The sequence below is a fragment of the Nocardia implantans genome (genome assembly GCF_035544775.1).
GTDB classification, from domain to species: Bacteria; Actinomycetota; Actinomycetes; order Mycobacteriales; family Mycobacteriaceae; genus Nocardia; species Nocardia implantans.
Map to the genome: position 1 here is coordinate 75174 of NZ_JAYKYQ010000008.1, position 23264 is coordinate 98437.

Annotated in this window: 1 protein-coding gene (only partly in view); it reads right to left on the bottom strand. The window is 72.7% G+C overall.

The genetic code is table 11. The features are described from left to right. Positions 1–23264, bottom strand: the 3' portion of a protein-coding gene (locus U3653_RS19700; RefSeq protein ID WP_195078285.1) for a non-ribosomal peptide synthetase. The gene runs 2071 nt beyond the window's last position; the window shows 23264 of its 25335 coding nt (coding positions 2072–25335); the start codon falls outside the window, past its right edge; it ends in the stop codon at positions 1–3.

Here is a 23264-nt window from a genome sequence, read left to right on the forward strand (position 1 = left end):
CTAGGGGCGGTCGGTGTCGGCCAGCGCGGCGGTGAGGACGTGGCCGATGCGCGCCAGCGCGGATTCGGAGGTCATCCGCCAGTGCGAGGCGTGCACCGCGTGGTTGTGCACGGTGCCGTCCACGGCGTCCGCCCAGCTCGCCGCGCCCGCGGCGCCGGTGGGATCGTCCAGCGCGGCGGTGAAGTACACGAGGTTGCCCTTGTAGGGGCGGGGGCGGTAGCGCCGGATCAACTCGAGTGACCTGGCGCCCGCGCCGAGCACACGGTCGAGGCGGTCGGCGCCGAAGGAGGCGAACGGCTCGGGCAGGTCGGCGATCCTGCGGGCCAAGCGGGGCAGGTCGAGTTCGGCGTCCTGGTCGTCGGCCGCCTCGCCGAGCAACCCGCCGAGCAGGTCGGCGAGCGGCAATGCCGCTGCCGTGTCCATGGGGACGCGCAGCGAGCTGTCCATCATGGCCAGCACCGCGACCCGCTGGCCCTGCTCTTGCAGCCGCACCGCGACCGCGTGCGCGAGTACGCCGCCGAGCGACCAGCCGAGCAGGTGATACGGGCCATCGGGCTGCACGGCGCGGATCTCGCGCACGTAGCGGCTCGCCCAGTCGTCGATGGATTCCGGCAGCGCCGCCGCCGAGTTCAGCACCGGCGACTGGATGCCGTACACGTCGCGGTCCTGCTCCAAGTGCGCCGCGAGACCCGCGAACGACCACGCGACACCGCCTGCCGGATGGATGCAGAACAGCGGTTCGCGCGCGCCGCCGGTCCGCAGCGGAAGCACGACGTCGAACGCGGCTGCCGCGTCCACCCGGCCGCGACCGGACCGGTGCTGCTCCAGCTGGGCGATCAGGCGGGCGGGCGTCGGCGCGGCGAACAGCCACAGCACCGGGATCTGTTCGCCGAGCGCCGCGCTCAGCCGGGCGGCCGAGCGGGTGGCCAGCAGCGAGTTGCCGCCGAGCTCGAAGAAGTTGTCGTCCAGGCCGACTCGCTCGGCGGCGAGCACTTCGGCGAAGCCCGCGCACACGGCACGCTCCAAGTCGGTACCGGGGGCGCGGAATTCCCTGGCGTGCGTTTCGGGCCGTGGCAGGGCGGCGCGGTCGACCTTGCCGTTCGCGGTGAGCGGCAAGGTCTCCAATTGCCGCAGCGCGGCGGGCACCATGTAGCTGGGCAGGACATCGGCCAGCGCGGCGCGCAACGCGCTCGGCTCGAGCCGCTGCGCGGCGGTGAAATAGCCTGCCAGCACGGCGTTCGCGCCGTCGGTGGCGTAGGCGACGACGATCGCGTCGCCGATCTCCGGCAGCGAGCGCATGGCGTGCTCGATCTCGGCGAGTTCGATGCGGTAGCCCCGGATCTTCACCTGGAAGTCGCGCCGCTCGACGTACTCGAGGTTGCCGTCGGCGGACCAGCGCACCATGTCGCCGGTGCGGTACAGGCGGGCGCCCTGCGGTCCGAACGGGTCGGCCACGAACCGCTCCGCGGTGAGCGCGGCGCCGCCGTGGTAGCCGCGAGCCAGTTGCGCGCCGCCGAGATACAGCTCGCCGGTCACCCCGGCGGGCACCGGGTGCAAACGGTCGTCGAGGACGTAGACCCGATTGCCGGATTGCGGTGTGCCGATGGGTGCCAGCGCTTGCCGGACGCCCGCGGCGGTACGGAACCGGGTCACCGACACCGCGGCCTCGGTGGGGCCGTAGAGGTTGTCGATCCTGGCCGCGGTGCGCGCCTCGGCCCGCCGCAGGGTCGCGGCGGGCAACGCCTCGCCGATGACCAGCAGCCGGCGCAGCGAACGCGGCAGGCGGCGCTCGCCGGGCGCTTCGGCCAGCATCGCCAGCAGCGAAGGCACCAGCGTCAGCGTCGTCACCGACGCGCGGCGCACCAGATCGAGCAACCCCGCCGGATCACGCTGCGCGTCCTGGGGCGCGAGCACGAGCCGGGCTCCGGTGCGCGGCGCCCACCAGTACTCCCACACCGACAGGTCGAAGGCGGCGGAGGTCAGCACCAGCACCGCGTCGTCCTTGCCGAGCGCGTACTCCGACTGCATCCAGTCCAGCTGGTGCGCGACCGCAGCGTGCGGCACCGCGACGCCCTTCGGCGCGCCGGTCGAACCGGAAGTGAAGATGACGTAGGCGGTATCGGCGGGCGAGAGCGCGGCGATCCGTTCGGCATCGCGCACCGGGCCGTCGGGCACGGTGTCGGCGACGGCCGAGATGTCGAGCACCACGCTGTGCTCCGACGCCGTCGCGGGCAGCATCGGCGCCCGCGCCGAGGTGAGCACCAGCTGCGGCGCGGCGGCGGCCAGCACGCTCGCGGTGCGTTCCAGCGGATGCGCCGGATCCAGCGGCACGTACGCGCCACCGGCAGTCACCACCGCGTACATCGCGACGAGCAGGTCTACGCTGCGCGGAATGGCCAGCGCCACCAGCTTTTCCGGGCCGATGCCGCGATCGATGAGGACGCGCGCCAGGCGATTGACCCGCGCGCCGAACTCCTGGTAGGTGACCGTGACGTCGTCGTCGACGATCGCGACGGCCCCCGGCGACCGGGCCGCCCGCTCCTCGAACGCGGTGACCAGCGTGGCCGGGGCGAAGGCGAGCTCGGCCCGGTTCCAGGTGACCAGCACGCGCTCGGTCTCCGCCGGGTCCAGCAGCGCGAGATCGCCGACCGGCAGCCGTGGGTCCGCGCAGACCGCGTCCAGCAGCCGGTGCAGGCGAGTGGCGAAACCGGCCACCGTGGACTCGTCGAACAGGGCGGTGGCGTAGGTGATCGATGCCGCCATGCCCGCCGGAGTTCCGTCGGGGCCGTAACGATCGGTGACGATCAAGTGCAGGTCGAACTGAGCGACCTCGGAATCGAAATCGGCCGCGTGGGCGGTCAATCCGTCCAGGGAGAAGTCGGCCTCCGCCTGGTTGTGGAAGGAGAAGCCGACCTGGAACAGCGGGTGGCGGGCGGTGGAGCGCTCCGGGTTGAGCACCTCGACCAGACGCTCGAACGGCACGTCGGCGTGCGCGAAGGCCGCGACGTCGGCGGCGCGCACGCGAGCGAGCAGGCCGGTGAAGTCCTCGCCCGCGTCCACGCGGGCGCGCAGCACCAGCGTGTTGACGAACATGCCTACCACGTCGTCGAGTTCGGCCGCGCCGCGTCCGGCGACCGGGGTGCCCACCGCGATGTCCGAGGCGCCCGACAGGCGAGCCAGCAGCACCGTGAACGCCGCGTGCAGCACCATGAACAGCGTCGCACCGCAGGCGCGGCCGAGATCGGCCAGGCGCGTGTGCACCTCGGGCGCGATCGCGAAATCGACATGCCTGCCGCGCGTGGAGACGACGGCGGGGCGCGGCCGATCGGCGGGCAGGCTCAGTTGCGCGGGCAAACCGGCCAGCGTCTCGGTCCAGAACCGGATCTGCCGCGCCAGCGGCGAATCGGGATCGTCCTCCGCGCCGAGTGATTCGCGCTGCCACACGCTGAAATCGGTGTACTGCACCGGAAGCGGTGACCAGTCCGGGGCGACGCCGCGTTTGCGTGCGGCGTAGGCGGTCATGACATCGCGGGCCAACGGCGCCAGCGACGAGCCGTCCGCGGCGATGTGATGGACCACCACCACAAGCACGTGCTCGGTGCCCGCCGCGTCGCCGTCGACCGGAGCGAACAAGCGGGCGCGGACCGGGACGGTCTCGGTGACGTCGAAGCCGCCGCCGACGAAGTCGGCCACCGCCGCGGCCAGGTCGTCGGCCTGCACCGCGATCGGCGCGAGCACGGGCGTGCAGTCCGCGACGGGCAGGACGACCTGCACCGGGCCGGACGCGTGCAGCGGATACACGGTGCGCAGCACGTCGTGGCGGGCGACCACGTCCCCGATCGCCGCGTTCAGCGCCGCCACGTCCAGTTCGCCGGTCAGCCGCACCGCCAGCGGGATGTTGTAGGCGGTGGACTGCCGATCGAGGCGGTTGAGGAACCACATGCGCTGCTGGGCGAGCGACAGCGGCACGGGGCCGGTCACCGCGCGCCGGGTGAGCGCGGCGCGGGCGGAGGCGCCGGAGCCGTCCAGCGCGCGGGCCAGCGCTTCGACCGTCGAGTGCTCGAACACCGCACGGACGCCGACGGCGACCGAGAGCCGGTCACCGAGCCGTGCGGCCACCTGGGTGGCGGTCAGCGAGTTGCCGCCGCGGGCGAAGAAGTCGTCGTCCAGCCCGACGCCGCCGTCGAGCCCGAGCACCTCGGCGATCGTCCGCGCCACCGCCCGCTCGGTCGCGGTGCGGGGGGCGCGGAACTCGGCGGCGCGGAACTCGGGTCGCGGCAGGGCTTTCCGGTCCAGCTTGCCTACCGGGGTCAGGGGCAGCTCGTCGAGCACCAGCACGCTGCTCGGCACCATGTACCCGGCGAGCGAGCGGGCGGCATGCGCCAGCAGGTCGGCGGTGTCGATCGTGTGACCCTCCGCCGGAACCACATAGGCGACCAGCGACACCGCGCCCGCAGCGTCGGTGTGTCCGACCGTGACGGCCGTGCGCACCGTCTCGTGCGCCGCGAGCACGGCGTCGATCTCACCGAGTTCGACGCGCAGGCCGCGCACCTTCACCTGGTGGTCGGAACGCCCGACATAGCGCAGGGCGCCGGAACTGGTCCAGCGCGCCAGATCTCCGGTGCGATACAGCCGCCCGCCCTCGGGACCATAGGGATCGGCGACGAACCGGGACGCCGAAAGCCCCGGCCGCGCATGATATCCGCGGGCAAGACCGGGACCGCGCAGATACAGCTCCCCGGTGACGCCCACCGGGACGGGTCGCAATCCGCCGTCCAGCACCACGGCGGACATGCCGTGGATCGCCGTGCCGAGATCGAGCGGATCGCCGGGCCGCATCGCCGCGCTGATCGTCGCGATGACGGTGGTCTCGGTCGGGCCGTAGGTGTTGTGGAACGACCGGCCGGGCGCCCAGCGGCGCACCGTGTCCTGGCCGTAGGACTCGCCGCCGACGGTGAGCCGCCGCAGGCAGTCCAGCTCGGCCGGGTCGAGCGTGGGCAGGACGGCCGGGGTGAGGAACGCGTGCGTCACCCGCTGATCGCGGATGAGCGCGGTGAGTTCCGCGCCGCCGTAGACACCGGGAGGCGCGATCACCAGCGCCGCCCCCGCGGAGACGGCCAGCAGCAGTTCCAGCATGGACGCGTCGAAGCTGGGCGAGGCCACGTGCAGCACGCGCGCGTCCGCGGTGACCAGGTACCGGTCCCGCTGGGCGAGGGCGACGCCGGCCAGGCCGGTGTGCGTGGCGACCACGCCCTTGGGCGTCCCGGTCGAGCCGGAGGTGTAGATCATCCAGGCCGGGTTCTCGCACCGGACGGGACGGATCTGTTCGGCGGCGGTGATCGGCGCTCCGCTGTTGCGGCGCATCCGCGCGGCGGTGGACGGGGCGTCGAGCACCAGCCAGTCCACGTCGCTGGGCAGCGCCGCGCGGCAGGTGGCGATCGTCAGGCCGAGCGCGGCGCCGGAATCGGTCAGCATGTGCGCGATCCGCTCGGCCGGATAGGTCGGGTCGACCGGGACGAACGCGGCGCCGGTCTTGGCCACCGCCCACACCGCGAGCACGGAGGTGATCGAGCGCGGCACCGCGACGGCCACCACGTCCTCGGCGCCGAGTCCGTGCCCGATCAGCATGCGCGCCAGCCGCGACGACTGCTCGTCCAGCATCCGGTAGGTCAGCTGCCGCTCGCCCGCGACCAGCGCGACCGCGCCCGGATCGACCGCGACCGCTGCGGCCAGCAGTTCGGCCAGGGTGCGCGGCGGCACCGGCGCGTCGCCGCCGCGGCCGAGCAGGTCGGCGCGCTCGGCGGGCGCGAGCAGGTCGGCGGCGGCGATCGGCGCGTCCGGGCGCGCCGTGAGCGCGCCGAGCAGTCTGCCGAACCGGCGCAGCAGAGCGCGCGCGGTGGCGCCGTCGAACAGGTCGGTGGCGTAGTCCAGCTCGACCGCGAGGTGACCGTCGGCATCCGGCTCGGCGGACACGGTGAATTGCAGGTCGAAACGGGCCACCGGCTCGTCGAATGCGACGGCGGTGAGGTCGAGACCGGGCACGGTGAAGGCGTCCGCGGCCGCGTTCGGGTAGCTCAGCGCCACGGTGAACAGCGGATGCCGCGCCGGGGAACGCTCGACGCCGAGCGAGTCCACCACCCGATCGAACGGCACGCCCGCGTGCTCGAACGCCGCGAGGTCGACGGCCCTGATCCGGGTGAGCAGTTCGGTGAAGGACTCGTCGGCGCGCACGTCGGCGCGCAGCACCACGGTGTTGACGAACATGCCGACCAGGTCGTCCAGAGGCGCGGCGCCGCGTCCGGCCACCGGAGTGCCGATCGGGACGTCGCCGGAGCCCGACAGCCGCGACAGCAGGACGGCGAGGGCGGCGTGCACCACCATGAACGGCGTCGCCTCGTGGCGCAGCGCCAGCTCGCGCACCCGCCCCACGACGCCGCCGCCGATCCTGGCCCGCACGTTCGCGCCGCGCTTGCTCGCGATCGCCGGACGCGGACGGTCGGTGGGCAGTTCCAGCTCGCCCGGCAGGTCGCGCAGCGTCTCGGCCCAATACGAGAGCTGGGGCGCGGCAGTGGTTTCCAGCTCGGCGGCCCGCCACAGGGCGTAGTCGGCGTACTGGGCGGCGAGCGCGGGCCAGGCCGGTTCCGTGCCGAGCACGCGGGAGAGATAGGCCGTCAGCAGATCGCGCAGCAGCGGACTCATCGAGTAACCGTCGGCGGCGATGTGGTGCACCACCGCGACGAGCACGTGACTGGTGGCGTGTTCCCGCAGCAGCGCCGCGCGCACCGGAACGGCGGCGGTGAGGTCGAAGCCCGCGTCGAGGAATTCGGCGATCCGGTCCTCGGCGGCGCGACCGTCCAGCGCCTCGACCGTCAAGCGCACCGCCGCGGCGTCCACGGGCAGGATCACCTGGTGACCCGCGCCGGTAGCGTCGGCCGGGTACACCGTGCGCAAGGTCTCGTGCCTGGCCACGACGTCGGCGAACGCGCCGATCATGGCGTCGGCGTTCAGTTCCCCTTCGATGCGCAGCGCGACCGGGATGTTGTGTGCGGCGGACGCCGGATCGAGCCGGTTGAGGAACCACATGCCGCGCTGGACCGGCGCGAGCGGAATCCGGTCCGGTCGCGGACCGGCCACCAAGGGCACCGCCTGTTCGGTCGCGGCGGCCTGCGCGCCGAGCAGCGCGGCCAGCGTTCCCACCGTCGGCGCTTCGAACAGCAGCCGCACCGGGACACGGCGACCGAGCCGGTCGGCCAGCCTGGCCGCGACGCGGGTGGCGCTGAGCGAGTTGCCGCCCAGGGCGAAGAAGTGGTCGTCCACACCGATCGGCCCGGCGCCGAGCACTGTTTTGAATGCCTCGGCCACCAGCCGTTCGGCCAGGGTGACGGGGGCGAGATAGGCGACGCGATCGAAGACCGGGTCCGGCAACGCTTTCCGGTCCAGTTTGCCGGAGGCGTTGAGCGGGAATGCGTCCAGCGTGACCAACGCCGAGGGGAGCATGTACGACGGCAGCGTGCGCTCGGCGGCACGCAGCACCTCGGCGTCCGGAACCACCGTTCCCGGTTCGGCGGTGACGTAACCGACCAGGTGGTCCTCGCCGGTGACGGTGGTGACCACCCGTGCCGCCGCCTGCGCCACCCCTGGCGCGGCCGCGAGCGCGGCCTCGATCTCGCCGAGCTCGACGCGCTGGCCGCGGAACTTCACCTGGAAGTCGGTGCGGCCCAGGTACACCAATTCGGCGGTGTCCCCCCGGATCTGCCAGCGCACCAGGTCGCCGGTGCGGTACATCCGCCGGCCCGGCGCGCCGAACGGGTTGGCCACGAACCGTTCCGCGGTGAGGTCCGGCCTGCCGTGATAGCCGCGCGCGAGCTGGACACCCGCGAGGTACAGCTCTCCCGCCACGCCGGGCAATGTCGGGCGCAATCGCGAATCCAGCACGTAGACCCGGCTGTTCCATTCCGGATTGCCGATCGGCACGGCGGTGTGGCCGCTGTCGCCCGTGACGTCGCGGTGGGTGATGCTCACCGCCGCTTCGGTGGGTCCGTACAGGTTGTGCAGCCGCGCGGCGCTCACCGCGCCGAATGCCCGCACGGTCTCGGCGGGCAGCGCCTCGCCGATCAGGAACACCGTCCGCAGCGACGCGAGCGCGGCGCCGCACCCTGCGGAGGCGACGTACCCGGCGAAGACGCTCAGCATCGACGGCACGAAATCGGTGACGGTGACCCGTCTTTCGCCGATCACCGAGGCGAGGTAGGCCGGGTCGCGATGGCCGTCGGGGGCGGCCAGCACGAGGGTGGCGCCGACGCGCAGCGGCAGGAAGTAGCCCCACAGCGACACGTCGAAGGTGGTTGCCGTCTTCTGCAGGTACACGTCCTCGGCGGTGAGCCCGTACCGCGCCTGCATCCAGGTCATCTGGTTGACGATCGCGGCGTGCGACACGCTGACGCCCTTGGGTTTCCCGGTGGAGCCGCTGGTGAAGATCACGTACGCCGGGTTGTCCGGGTGGATCGGCGCGCGACGCTCCTCGGCGGTGATCGGGTCGTCGGAGTAGCCGTCCAGGGCGACGGCGTCGACCAGGACGGTGACGACGGATTCGCCGACATCGATCCGGTCGGCCGTCGTGGTGAGCACGGCCGCGGGCGTGGCGGTGCCGAGAATGTGGGCGATGCGCTGGGCGGGGTGATCCGGGTCGATCGGCACGTACGCGCCGCCCGCCTTGAGCACCGCGTACATCGCGATCACCAGCTCCGGTGCGCGCCGGATCGCCAGCGCCACCAGCGTTTCCGGGCCGGCGCCCGTCGCGATCAGGTGGCGAGCCAGCCGGTTGGCGCGCCGGTCGAGTTCGCCGTAGGTCACGGTGACCGCAGACGTCGCGCTGTCGGGCACGAACACCAGCGCCGGGTCGTCCGGCGTCGCGGCGGCCTGCGCCTCGAACTCGTCGAGCAGCAGTTCGTCGGCCAGCGCGGTGTGCGCGGAGTCGTTCCACTCGGTGACCACGCGATGCAGTTCCCCCGCGCCGAACAGATCGATGTCGCCGACCAGCTGTTCCGGGTCGGCGGCGACCGCGCCGAGCAGGCGGGTGAAGCGCGCGCCGAAGGTCGCCACGGTGGCCGCGTCGAACAGGTCGGTGGCGTAGGTGAAGCGCAGCGCGTCACCGGTGACGGTGAGCTGGAGGTCGAACGGCGTGGTCTCGTAGTCGATGTCGTGCTCGGTCACGGTGACACCGGCCATGTCCAGGGTGACCGGCGCGAGATTCTGGAAGAACAGCGCGATCTGGAACAGCGGGTGCCTGGCCTGCGAGCGCGGCGGGTCCAGCACCTCGACCAAGCGCTCGAACGGCACGTCGGCGTGGGCGAAGGCGTCCAGGTCGCGTTCGCGCACCCGGCGCAGCACGGCGGCGAAGGTGTCCGAGCCGGGAACCTCCGCGCGCAGCACCAGCGTGTTGACGAACATGCCCACCAGATCGTCCAGCGCCGCGTCGCCTCGGCCCGCGACGGGCGCGCCGATCGCGATGTCGGCCGTGCCGGACAGCCTGGCCAGCAGGGTGGCCAGCGCGGCGTGCACGACCATGAACGGTGTGGCCTCGTAGCGCGCGGCCAGGTCGGCGATGCCTGCACCGATTTCCGGCGGAAGCGCCACGGTGGTGCTCGCCGCGGCGTGCGAGGCGACGGCGGGGCGCGGTCGGTCGGCGGGCAGGTCGAGCTGGGCGGGCAGTGCGCGCAGCGTCTCGCGCCAGTACGCCAGCTGGCGCGCGGCCACGGAGCCGGGGTCGTCCTCGGCGCCGAGCACCTCGCGCTGCCAGAGCGCGTAGTCGGCGTACTGCAGGTCGAGTTCGGTCCAGTCCGGGGCGGTGCGGGTCGCGCGGGCCGCGTAGGCGGCGGCGAGATCGCGGGCCAGCGGGCCCATCGAGAAGCCGTCTGCCGCGATGTGGTGCACCACCAGGGCCAGCAGGTGGTCGCGATCCGACCGCGTCACCAGGCCGATGCGCAGCGGCACCTCGGCGGTCGGGTCGAACGGGACCGCGACGAATTCGCGCAGCGCGCCGGCCTCCAGCGCTTGGATCGCGGGCACCTGATCGACGTCGAGAACGCGCTGGTAGCCGATGCCCTCGTGGTCGGGGTAGACGGTGCGCAGCGTCTCGTGCCTGGCGACCACGTCGCCGACGGCGGCGGCGAGGGTGTCCTGGTCCAGGTAGCCGGCGAGCCGCACCACCACCGCTATGTTGTGCACGGTCTCGGCGGGATCGAAGCGGTTGAGGAACCACATGCGCTGCTGCGCGGGCGAGAGCGGAACGCGCTCCGGGCGCGGCCGCGGCGCGAGCGCGGGCTTGCCGCCGGTCCCCGCGAGCCGTTCGGCGCGCGCGGCCAGCGCGGTCACCGTCGGCGCCTCGAACAGCAGGCGCACCGGGATCTCGGCGTCCAGCTCGGCGCCGAGCCGGGCGGCGACCTGGGTCGCGATCAGGGAGTTTCCGCCGAGGGCGAAGAAGTCGTCGTCCGCTCCGACCCGCTCGACGCCCAGCAGCGCCACGACGATCCGCGCGACGGTCGCCTCGGTGCGCGTGGCCGGAGCCCGGTAACCAGCGGTCGCGACCTGCGGTGCGGGCAGCGCCGCGCGGTCCAGCTTGCCGGACGCGTTGACCGGGAACCGCTCGAGCACCACGAACGAGGTGGGCACCATATAGGCGGGCAACTCGGCGCTAAGCGCGGCGCGCACGTCATCGGTGTCGATCGCGTGGCGGTCCGACGCCACCAGGTAGGCCACGAGCCGATCGCCCAGCCGCCCGTCGGAACGGACCAGCACCACCGCCTGCGCGACCGCGTCCAGCGCCAGCAGCGCCGACTCCACCTCGCCGGGCTCGATGCGCAGGCCGCGCAGCTTCACCTGGAAGTCCGTCCGGCCCAGGTACTCCAGCTCCCCTCGGCCCGTCCAGCGGACCAGATCACCCGTGCGGTACATCCGCGCACCGGCGGGCCCGTACGGATCGGCCACGAACCGGTCGGCGGTCAGCTCCGGGCGCGCCACATACCCCTGGGCCAGTTGCGCGCCCGCGAGGTACAGCTCCCCCGCGACGCCGACGGGCACCGGCCGCATCCGGGCGTCCAGCACCAGCAGGCGGGTGTTGGCCACCGGCCTGCCGATCGGCACGGACACCACGTCCCGATCGGTCACCTCGTGATAGGTGACGTCGACGGCGGCCTCGGTAGGGCCGTACAGGTTGTGCACCCGCGCTCCGATCACCTCTCGCGCCCGCTGCGCGGCGACCGCGGGCAATGCCTCGCCCGATGCGAAGACGTTGCGCAGCGTAATGCACTTTTCTGTGTGCGGATCGGCCAGGAAAACCGCCAGCATGGCGGGTACGAAGTGCGCGATCGTGACGCGTTGCCCGACGATCAGCCGGGCCAGATACGCCGGGTCGCGATGCCCATCTGGACGTGCGACCACCAAGCGTGCGCCGAAAGCCAACGGCCAGAAAAATTCCCAGACGGAGACATCGAAGGTGGCCGGGGTCTTCTGTAGCACCACATCGTCGGCGGCCAGCGGATAGGCCGACTGCATCCAGGTGAGGCGATTCACGATCGCCGCGTGGGTGACGGCCACGCCTTTGGGGCGGCCGGTCGATCCTGAGGTGAAGATCACATACGCGGTGTGGCCGGGGGCGGGCGTGCCGAGCCGGTCGGTGGCGGTGAGCGGGTCGTCGCAGTAGCGGGACAGATCGAGCCGGTCGATGCGGACCTGCCGCGCCGCTCCCGTGTCCAGATCGAGGCCGGAGGTGAGCACACACACCGGCCTGGCGGTCGACAGCACGTACTCCAGCCGCTCGGCCGGATGGTCGGGGTCGAGCGGGACGTACGCGCCGCCCGCGACGATCACCGCGTAGACGCCGACCACCAGGTCCAGCGACCGTCGCATGCCGAGCGCGACCGGCGTGTCCGGGCCGACGCCATGGGCGGCCAGCCAGCGCGCCAGCCGCCGCGCCCGCGCCGCGAACTCGGCGTAGGACAGGGTGCGCCCCTCCACCGTCACCGCCGGCGCGTCCGGAGTCCTGGCCACCTGGGCTTCGAACAGCGAGATCAGCGTGGCGGCCGGGTCGGCGGGGACCGCGGTGTCGTTCCAGTGGTCGAGCACCAGCGCCCGTTCGGCGTCGTCCATGAGTTCGAGGTCGCCGACGCGCGCCGACGGGTCGGCCACCGCGGCCCGCAGCACGCGCGTGAAACGAGCCCCGAACGTCTCGACGGTGGCGCGGTCGAACAGGTCCGTGGCGTATCGCAGCACGCCGCGCAGCGCGTAGCCGGTCTCGACGCGGTGTTCGGTCAGTTCCACCGCCAAGTCGAACTGCGCGACGCGGTTGTCCAGCGGATAGGCCGACACCGTCAGACCGGGCAGGCGCAGCGCGGTGTCGTCGTGCTGCTCGAAGGTGAGCAACGTCTGCACCAGCGGCGAATGCGCTTGCGAGCGCACCGGGTTCAGCTCCTCGACCAGACGCTCGAACGGCAGGTCGGCGTGGGCGAAGGCCCGCACGTCGACCTCGCGCACCCGGCCGAGCAACGCGGCGAACGACGCGTCCGCCGCGATCGGCGTGCGCAGCACCAGGGTGTTGACGAACATGCCGACGAGGTCGTCGAGTTCGGCCTCGCCTCGGCCCGCGACGGGAGTGCCGATCGCGACATCGCCGACCCCGGTGAGGCGGGCGAGCAGCGCGGCGTAGGCCGCGTGCAGCACCATGAACGTCGAGACGCCGTGCCGACGGGCGAGTTCGGCGATCGAGCCGGTGAGATCGGCGGGGATCGCGAACTCGACGGTGGCGCCGCGCCCAGAGGCCACCGCTGGGCGGGGACGGTCGGCGGGCAGTTCCAGCACCGGCGCGAGGCCGTCGAGTTCGGCTCTCCAGTAGGCGATCTGGCGCGACAGCGGCGAATCCGGGTCGTCGGCGGAACCGAGCGCCTCGCGCTGCCAAAGGGTGAAGTCGGCGTACTGCACGGGCAGCGGCGGCCACGACGGCGCATCACCCGCGACGCGCGCGGTGTAGGCCGTCATGAGGTCGCGGGCCAGCGGCGCGGCGGAGACGCCGTCGGCGGCGATGTGGTGCACCACCACGGCAAGCACATGATCTTCGGGGGCGACGCGGAACAGGCTCGCGCGCACCGGAACAGCGGTGCGCAGGTCGAAACTCGCGCCGATCGCCGTGAGCACCGCCTCCCGCAGGTTCGGCTCGTCCACCTCGATCGGCGGCAACGGCAGTTCGGGCACATCCGCGCCGCCGCGAACGACCTGGGCGGGCCCGTCGGCATCCGCGGGGAAGACGGTGCGCAGCGATTCGTGCCGCTCGATCACGTCGCGCACGGCCGCGCGCAATGCCGCGAGGTCCAACGCGCCGGTGAGCCGGATGGTGATCGGGATGTGGTAGACCGCCGAGTCGGGATCGAGCCGGTGCAGCAGCCACATCCGGGTCTGCGCCAGCGACAACGGGATGCGCTCGGGCCGCTCTCGCGGAACGAGCGCGGGCCGGTCGACGTCCACCCGTTCCGATCCCGTCACTCGCGAGGCCAGCCCGGCGACGGTCGGCGTTTCGAACACCTCGCGCACGGTCAGCGCGCACCCGAAAGCCGCGTTGACCCGCGCGATCAGCCGCATGGCCAGCAGCGAATTCCCGCCGCGGGCGAAGAAGTCGTCGTCCGCGCCGACCCGCTCCGCGCCGGTCAGGTCGGTGACCAGCGTGGCGAGCACCGCCTCGGTCCCCTCCCGCGGCGCGCGGAACGCCCCCGTCGCGGCGGTGAACTCGACGGCGGGCAGCGCCGACCGATCGAGTTTGCCCACCGTGGTCAACGGCATCTCGTCGAGCACGGCGATGTGGGCGGGCACCATGTAGGCGGGCAGCTGGGCCCGCGCCGCGCCGAGCACCGCCTCGGGCGTCAGGCCCGCACCGGTGACGTAACCGACGAGACATTCCTGTCCCGCGCCGTCGCGGGTGACGAGCACCGCCGCGTTGGTCACGCCGGTCGCGGCGGCGAGGACGGCCTCGATCTCGCCCAGCTCGATCCGCTGGCCGCGCAACTTCACCTGGAAGTCGTTGCGGCCCAGATACACCAGATCGCCGTCGCGGTTCCAGCGCGCCAGGTCGCCGGTCCGGTACATCATTCGGCCGGGCACCCCGAACGGATCGGCGACGAATCGTTGCGCGGTCAGCCCTGGGCGGGCGTGGTAGCCGCGCGCCAACTGGTCGCCCGCGAGATACAGCTCGCCGGTGACGCCGATCGGCACCGGGCGCAGCCGGGCGTCCAGCACGTAGGCCCTGGTGTTCCAGCACGGGCGGCCGATGGCCACGTCCCGCCCGGATTCGGCGTCGGCGTCGGTGAATTCGTGGTAGATCGCCGAGATCGCGGCCTCGGTCGGACCGTAGGCGTTGTGCACCGCGCCGTCGAAACTGCCGCGCAGCGCGGCGAGCAGGTCCGGAGTGAGCGCCTCGCCGCCGCAGTGCAGGTGCCGGAACGACCGCAGCGCGTCGCCCATGCCCTCGCCGAGCAGCGCGGCCAGCACCGAGGGCACGTACTCCGCGATGGTGATCCGGTGTTCGCGCAGCAGATCCGCGAAGTAGGCCAGGTCCAGGTGCCCGCCGGGCCTTGCGAGCACCAGCGGCGCGCCGACCGCGATCGGTAGGAAGCACTCCCACACCGACACGTCGAAGGTCAGCGGGGCCCGTTGCAGGATGCGGTCGGACGCGGTGACCTGGTAGCGGAATTCCAGCCAGCGCAGCTGGTTGGTGATCGCGCGGTGGGTGACCGCGACGCCCTTGGGCCGTCCGGTGGAGCCGGAGGTGAACAACACATAGGCGGTGTTGTCCGGGCGCAGCGCGGCCGTCCGCTCGGCATCGGCCACCGGTCCGTCGGCGATGTCGTCGAGGTCGAGATCGGCGAGATCGAGCACGGGCACCCCGTCGAGCGCGGGCAGCCTCGCCCCACCGGCCGTCAGGATCAGCCGCGGCGCCGCGCTCGCGACGACCTGCGCCGAGCGGTCGGCCGGATGCGCCGGATCGATCGGCAGATACGCCGCCCCCGCGCGCACGATCGCGTACATCGCCACGAGCATGTCGATCGAGCGCGCCGCGGCCAGCCCGACGATGTCCTCCGGGCCGGCACCGGCGTGAATCAGCCTGCGGGCCAAGCGGTTGACGCGGGAGGCGAACTCGGCGTAGGTCACCGCTTCGTGCTCGTAGCGCACGCCGACGCGGTCGGGCGTGGCCGCGACGCGGGCGGTGAGCAGGTCGTCGAGCGTCTCTGCGGGCAGCGGGTGCGCGGTGGCGTTGCGATCCGACAGCAGCAGGCCGCGTTCGGCCGGCGACATCAGCTCGACCGCGCCGACCGGGGTGCGGGCGTCGCGCGCCATGGCGCGCAATACCCGTTCGAAGGCGGCGATGAACCCGGCGACGGTCGGTTCGTCGAACAGGTCGAGCGCGTAGTGCAGGTGCACGTCGATGCCGTCGGGCGCGCCGTCGGCGGTGTAGCGGTCGGTCAGCGTCCAGTCCAGGTCGAGCTGGATCGGCGCGGCGCCCACCTCCAGCGCCGCGATGGCCAGCCGGTGCAGCCGGAACTCCGGCGCGGTCTGGTTCTGCAAGGTCAGCGCGACCTGATACAGCGGGGCGTGCGCCTGCGAGCGGACCGGGTTCACCACCTCGACCAGCTGCTCGAACGGCACCGCGGCGTGGTCGAAGGCGGCCAGGTCGGCCGCGCGCACCGACTCCAGCAACTCGGCCAGGGTCGCACCCGGATCGACCTCGGTGCGCAGCACCAGCGTGTTGACGAACATGCCGACCAGCTCGTCCAGCGCTTCCTCGCCGCGGCCGGCGACCGGAGCGCCGATGACGACGTCGCGGCCAGCGCCGGAGCGGCTCAGCAGCACGGCCAGCGCGGTGTGCAGCACCATGAACGGGGTCGCGCGGTGGGCGGCGGCGAGTTCCTGGATCCGCTCGTGCAGGGCGGCGTCGAGCCGTGCGGTCAGCGCGCCGCCCCGGTTGGTGGCGACCGCGGGGCGGGGCCGGTCGGACGGGAGCGTCAGCACGTCGGGCAGCCCGGCCAGCCGCTCGGTCCAGTAGGCCAGCTGACCTGCCAGCGCCGAAGCCGGATCGTCGGCGGAGCCGAGCGCGGCGCGCTGCCAGATCGCGAAGTCGGCGTACTGCACCGGCAGCGCTCCCGGCGCCGGAGCCGTGCCCGCGCACCGCGCGACGTAAGCGTTGGCCAGGTCCCGGGTGAGCGGCGCGAACGACCACCCGTCGGCGGCGATGTGGTGCACGACGAACAGCAGGACGTGCACTCGATGTGCGCCTGCGGCCGCGTCGTCCTCCACCCGCAGCAGCCGCACGCGCAGCGGCACCTCGGCGGTCACGTCGAACCCGGCTCGCGCCGCGGCGGCGACGATTTCCGGCACCTGCGCGGCGGGCACCGGCCGTGCGACCAGTTCGACCAGCTTGGTCCCGGCGGGGAGCACCAGCTGCGTCGCGCCGCCGTCGTGTTCGGGGTAGATCGTGCGCAGGGTTTCGTGCCGGGCGATCACGTCGGCGATCGCCGCCTCCAGGGCGGGCACGTTCAGCGCTCCCGTAAGGCGCAACGCGAACGGGATGTTGTACGCGCCGCTAGTGGTGTCGAACCGGTTCAAAAACCACATGCGCTGCTGGGCGATCGACAGCGGGATGGACCCGCCGCGCTCCTGCGGGGTGAGCGGCGGTAACGCGACGGGCCCGGTCTCGGCCGGAGCGTCGACGGTGATCCGCCGCGCCAGCGCCCGCACCGTCGGCGCGTCGAAGATCGTGCGTACCGCCACCTCGGCCCCGGTGGCCTTGCCCAGCCGGGCGGCGAGCTGGGTGGCGCTGAGCGAGTTGCCGCCCAGGGCGAAGAAATCGTCGTCCGCTCCGACCTCGGAGCTGCCGAGCAGGGCCGAGAACGTGGCGGCGACCAGCTTTTCCGCTTCCCCGCTCGGCTCCTCGAACGCCGCGGCGGCGACGGTGGGCGCGGGCAGCGCCGATCGGTCCAGCTTGCCGGACGCGTTCACGGGGAACCGGTCCAGCACCACGACCTCTCGCGGCACCATATAGCCGGGAAGCCGCTGGGCCACCGCGTCACGCACCGCCGTCACATCGACCGGCCCGTCCGTCACCACGTAGGCGACCAGGCGCTCGCCCACGCCGCGATCGTCGCGGACCAGGACGACGGCCTGCGTCACGCCCGGCGTCGCGAGCAGCACCGACTCGATCTCACCGAGTTCGACGCGCAGGCCGCGGATCTTGACCTGGAAGTCGCTGCGACCCAGGAACTCCAGCTCGCCCGTCGCGGTCCACCGCACCAGGTCGCCGGTGCGGTACATCCGTTCGCCGGGCGGGCCGAACGGGTCGGCGACGAACCGGTCGCCGGTGAGGTCGGGGCGGCCCAGATAGCCGCGCGCCAGTTGCACGCCCGCGAGGTACAACTCCCCCGGCACACCAGCGGGCACCGGCCGCAGCCGCGCGTCGAGCACATAGGTTCTGGTGTTCCAGATCGGCACGCCCATCGGCACGGTCTCGAAGTCGGTGTCGCGCACTTCGTGGAAGGTCACCTCCACCGCGGCTTCCGTGGGGCCGTAGCCGTTGTGCACCCGCGCACCGGTTTCGCGCATCCGCTGGGCGACGCCGACGGGCAGCGCCTCGCCGGAGCAGAACACCTCGCGCAGCGACGGCACGTCGAACTCGCCCGCGACGAAGACGGCCAGCATGGACGGCACGAAATGCGCGGCGGTGACGCCCTCGGCGCGGATGACGCGCGCCAGGTACGCCGGGTCGCGATGCCCATCCGGCCGTGCCAGCACCATGCGCGCGCCGACCTGCAACGGCCAGAAGAACTCCGGCACCGACACGTCGAAGGTGGCGGGCGTCTTCTGCAACAGCACATCCCCCGGCCCGAGCGGTGCATACGCCGACTGCATCCAGCGCAACCGGTTCACGATGCCCCGGTGGCTCATCGCGACGCCCTTCGGCTTGCCCGTCGAGCCGGAGGTGAACAGCACGTAGGCGGTGTCGGCCGCGCGCAGCGGAGCGCGCCGGTCGGCATCGGTGAGCGGGGTGTCCGGGTAGCCGGACAGGTCCAGCCGGTCGATCCGCGTCTCGGGCAGGCCGCAGTTCAGGTCCGAGCCCGCCGTCAGCACACACACCGGCGCGGCGGTGGCGAGGATGTCGGCGGTGCGTTCGGCCGGGTGGTCGGGGTCGAGCGGCACGTATCCGCCGCCCGCGACGGTCACCGCGTACATGCCGATCACCAGGTCGACAGATCGGCGCATACCCAGCGCCACCAGCGTTTCCGGGCCGACACCCTGCGCGACGAGCCACCGCGCCAGGCGGTTGACCCGGCCCGCGAATTCGGCGTACGTCAGCGTCGCGGAGCGATTGGTCGCGGGGTCGTAGTCGGACGACGGGCGAGCAGGGGGCGCGGAGCCACCCAGCGCACCACGGTCCTCTGGCGACAGATGGGCCAGCGGCGCGGAGCCACCCACCTGGGCGCGGTCGTCGGGCGACAGCTGGGACGGGGTCGTCGCCTCGAAAGTGATGGCGGGCGCGTCCGGTGTGCGGGCGACCTGGTCGGCGAACAGTGAAGCGAGCGTGTCGGAGTCGGGCAAGGGGTGCGCGGTGTCGTTCCACTCCCGCAGTACGCGAGCGCGTTCGGCGTCCGACAGCAATTCGATGTCACCGATCCGCGCGGCGGCGTCGGCCACGACGGCGGCCAGCATCCGCTGGAAGCGCTCGGTGTAGGACTCGGCCGTCGCGGCGTCGAACAGATCGGTCGCGTAGCGCAAGGCGCCCGAAAGCCCCGCGGAATTCCCGTTTTCCGCGATAACCAGGTGCAGGTCGAACTTCGCTCCGGTATCGGGGATCTCGACCGGGCGCACCGACAGCCACGGCACCTCCACCGTGTCGAACGCGGGCGTCGCGCTCTCGAAACTGAACATCACCTGGAACAGCGGGTGCGCGCCCGATGAGCGATCCACCGCCATGGCGTCCACCAGGCGCTCGAACGGCAGGTCGGCGTTGGCGAACGCGGCCAGGTCCGCGTCGCGCACCTCGGTCAGCAGCGCGGCGAACGAGGCGTCGGCGCAAACCCGGGTGCGCAGGGCGAGGGTGTTGACGAACATGCCCACGAGGCCGTCGAGCACCCGCTCCCCGCGTCCGCCGACGGGCGAGCCGATCACGATGTCGGAGCTGCCGCTGAGCCGGGCCAGCGTGGCGGCGAAGGCCGCGTGCAGTGTCATGAACAGCGTCGCGCCGCCGCGCCGGGCCAGCGCACGTAAGCCCGCCGCCACCTCGGGCTCGATCACGAACTCGACGGCCGCGCCCTCGTGCGAAGGGATGGCGGGGCGCGGATGATCGGCCGGGAGGGGCAGTTGCGCGGGCGCGCCGTCGAGCACGTCGCGCCAGAAACGCAACTGCTGAGCGGCGAGGTCGCCGGGAACGTCCTCGGCGCCGAGCAGTTCCCGGTGCCAGAGGCTGTAGTCGGCGTATTGCACCGGCAGCGGCTCCCAGTCCGGCCGTCCGCCGGTCAGGCGCGCTCGGTAGGCCCGCACCAGATCGGTGACCAGCGGGACCATCGACATGGCATCGGCCGCGATGTGGTGCACGACGAACACCAGCAGGTATTCGTCGCCGGTGCGGCCGCGCGCCTCGTCCACCCGGTCCACCGCGAGCAACGCGACCCGGCAGGGCAACTCGGCGGTCACGTCGAATCCGGCGCGGACGATGCCCGCCACGGCGTCCTCCGCCGCGCGGCGGTCGATCGGCACCGGGTGCAGGCTCAGACCGATGTCGGCGGCGTCGCGAACGGACTGGCACGGGCCCTCGTCGGTGTCGGGATAGGTGGTGCGCAGCGTCTCGTGCCTGGCCAGCACGTCGAGCACGGCGCGCTCGAGCGCGGTCACGTCGAGACGGCCGGTCAGCCGCAGCACGATCGGCAGGTTGTAGACGCTGTCGGCGCCGTCCTGGCTCTCGACGCGGTTGAGGAACCACAGGCGCTGCTGCGCTGGCGAGAGCGGCACCCGCTCCGGCCGTGGGCGGCGCGCCAGGGGAAGTCGCGCTGCCCCGGTGTCGCCGAGCCGCTCGACGGCGGCGGCGAAGCCCTCCACCGTCGGCGCGTCGAACAGCGCGCGCACCGGCACGCGCACGCCCGCCGCCTCGCCGGTGCGTGCGCTGACCCGCGTGGCGTCCAGCGAACTGCCGCCGAGAGCGAAGAAGTCGTCGTCGAGCCCGGCCCGTTCGACCCGCAACACCTCCGCGAACACGGCGGCGACCAGACGTTGCGCTGCGCTCACCGGCGGACGGAAGCGCTCGGCCGCGAGCACGGGCGCGGGCAGCGCCGCGCGATCGAGCTTGCCGCTGGTGTTGCGGGGGAACTCGTCCAGCTCGACCAACGCGGTCGGCACCATGTAGTGGGGTATACGTTGAGCTACAGCGCCTTTCACCACGTCGAGATCGAGCGCCGCACCTGGTGCCTGGATCACATAGCCCGCCAGGAACTCGCCCGCCGGTCCGGTGACCAGCCGCGCCGCCGCCTGACCGACCCCGTCCGCCGCCAGCAGCGCGGCCTCGATCTCGGCGAGCTCGATGCGCTGGCCGCGGAATTTCACCTGGAAGTCGGTGCGGCCCAGATAGATCAACTCGCCGTCACGGCTCCAGCGCACCAGGTCGCCGGTGCGGTACATGCGCGCGCCCGGCGCGCCGAAGGGGTTGGCGACGAAACGGTCAGCGGTGAGGTCAACGCGGCCGTGGTAGCCGCGCGCCAGCTGCGCTCCGGCCAGGTACAGCTCGCCCGGCACACCGATCGGCGCGGGCCGCAACCGGCCGTCCAGCACATAGACCTGCGAATTCCACTCCGGCTCGCCGATCGGCACCTGCGGCGAGTCCAGCTCGGTGACCTCGCGATTGGTGATCGACACCGCCGCCTCGGTAGGGCCGTAGAGGTTGTGCAACCCCGCGCCGCACACTCGCCGGAACGCCGCGACCGTCTCCGGCGACAGCGCCTCGCCGATGACGAACACCTCGCGCAGCGAGTCCAGTTCGCCCGGCTCGGCGTGCGCGGCGAACACCGCGAGCATCGACGGCACGAAGTCGGTGAGCGTGACGCGATGGCGGGCGACGGTTTCGGCGAGATAGCGCGGATCGCGGTGCCCGTCCGGCGCGGCCAGCAGCAGGGTCGCGCCCGCCCGCAACGGCAGGAAGTAGCCCCACAGCGAGACGTCGAAAGTGCTCGCGGTCTTCTGCAAGTAGACATCGCCGGCACGCGGACCGTACTCCGCGTGCATCCAGGCCAACTGGTTGGCGATGGCCTGGTGGCTGACCGCCACGCCCTTCGGTTTGCCCGTCGACCCGGAGGTGAAGATCACGTAGGCGGGGTGCTGCGGGTGCAGCGTGCCGTGGCGTTCGCGGGCGCCGATCTTGCCGGAGGGATACGCGGAGAGATCGAGTTCATCGAGGTGATACACCGGCGCGGCAGTTGTCGCGGGCAAGGCGAACCGACTGGTGGTCAGTACCGCGTGCGGGCGCGCGATGGCGAGGATGTGGCCGATGCGTTCGGCCGGGTGCGCGGGGTCCACCGGAACGTACGCGCCGCCCGCCCGCGCCACCGCGTACATGGCGACGACCAGCTCGACCGAGCGCGGCAAGGCCAGCACGACCAGCGCTTCCGGCCCCACGCCGATGCCGATGAGCATCCTGGCCAGCCGGTCGGCGCGGTCGGACAGCTCGGCGTAGGTGAGCTGTTCGCCGTCGGCGACCACCGCGACGGCATCCGGGGTGCGGCGCGCCTGCGCGTCGAAACCCTCGTGCAGGAAGCGATCGGGCACCTTGTGTCCGCTGGCGTTCCAGCTCGCGGTGACGTAGTCGAGTTCGCCCGCGTCCAGCAGCGGCAGGTCGCCCACCGGCGCGTCCGGGTCGTCGACGGCCGCGCTCAGCAGCCGGATGAACTTCGCGGCGAACTCCCGCACCGTCGGCGCGTCGAACAGGTCGGTGGCGTAGGTGAATTCGGCACGGTAGCCGTCGGCGGCGTCCGAGATCGTGAGCTGGAGGTCGAACTTCGCGAAACCGGAGTCGAAGTCCACCTGCTCGGTGTCGAGACCGGCCATGTTCAGCGCGATCGGCCCGATGTTCTGCATGAACAGCGCGACCTGGAACAGCGGATGCCGGGCGGCCGAACGCGGCGGGTTCAGCGCCTCCACCAATTGCTCGAACGGGATGTCGGCATGGGCGAAGGCGCGCAGATCGCGGTCGGCGGCGTGGGCGACCAGGTCTGCGAAGCCGAGCGCCGCGTCCACCTCGGTGCGCAGCACGAGGGTGTTGACGAACATGCCGACCAGGTCGTCCAGCGCGGCCTCGCCCCGGCCCGCGACGGGCGTGCCGATCACGATGTCCGCGGTGCCCGACAGCCGGGCCAGCAGTGCGGCCAGCGCCGCGTGCAGCACCATGAACGGCGTCGCGCGCACCCGTGCCGCCAGCGCCTCGACACCGCAGCGCAGCGTGGCGTCGACGGCGAACTCATAGGTGGCGCCCCGGTACGAGGACGCGGCCGGACGCGGCCGATCGGCGGGCAGATCCAGTTGCGCGCGCAGTCCGGCCAGTTCGGCGCGCCAGAAGGCGAGTTGCCGCGCCGCAACGGAATCGGCGTCGGTCTCCGCACCGAGGACCCGTTGCTGCCACAGCGCGTAGTCGGCGTACTGCACGGGCAGCGGAGCCCACTGCGGGCCGCGGCCGTCCCGGCGCGCGGCATAGGCGGTGGCCAGGTCGCGCATCAGCGGCCCGAGCGAGAAGCCGTCGGCCGCGATGTGGTGGATGACGAGCACGAGCGTGTGGTCCTCGGGCCCGCAGCGCAGCAGGCGCACCCGTACCGGGATCTCCTCGGCGACGTCGAAGCCTTGCGCCGCCGCCCGGCGGATCGCGGCGGCCAACCGCTCCTGCGGCACTTCGGCGGGCGACAGGTCGAACACCGCGTGCACCCGCCGCACCGATTGCGCGGGCCCGTCGGTGGTCTGCGGATACACGGTGCGCAGCACTTCGTGCCTCGCCACCAGATCGGTGATCGCCGCCGACAGCGCCGCGACGTCCAGCGGGCCGCGCAGGCGCAGCGCCACCGGGATGTTGTCCACGGCGGCGGCGCCCAGGTCGCGGGACTGCTCGGTGTCGGCGTCGAACCGGTTGAGCAACCACATGCGCCGCTGCGCTGGCGAGAGCGGAATCCGCTCCGGGCGCGGACCGGCCACCAGCGGCGGAC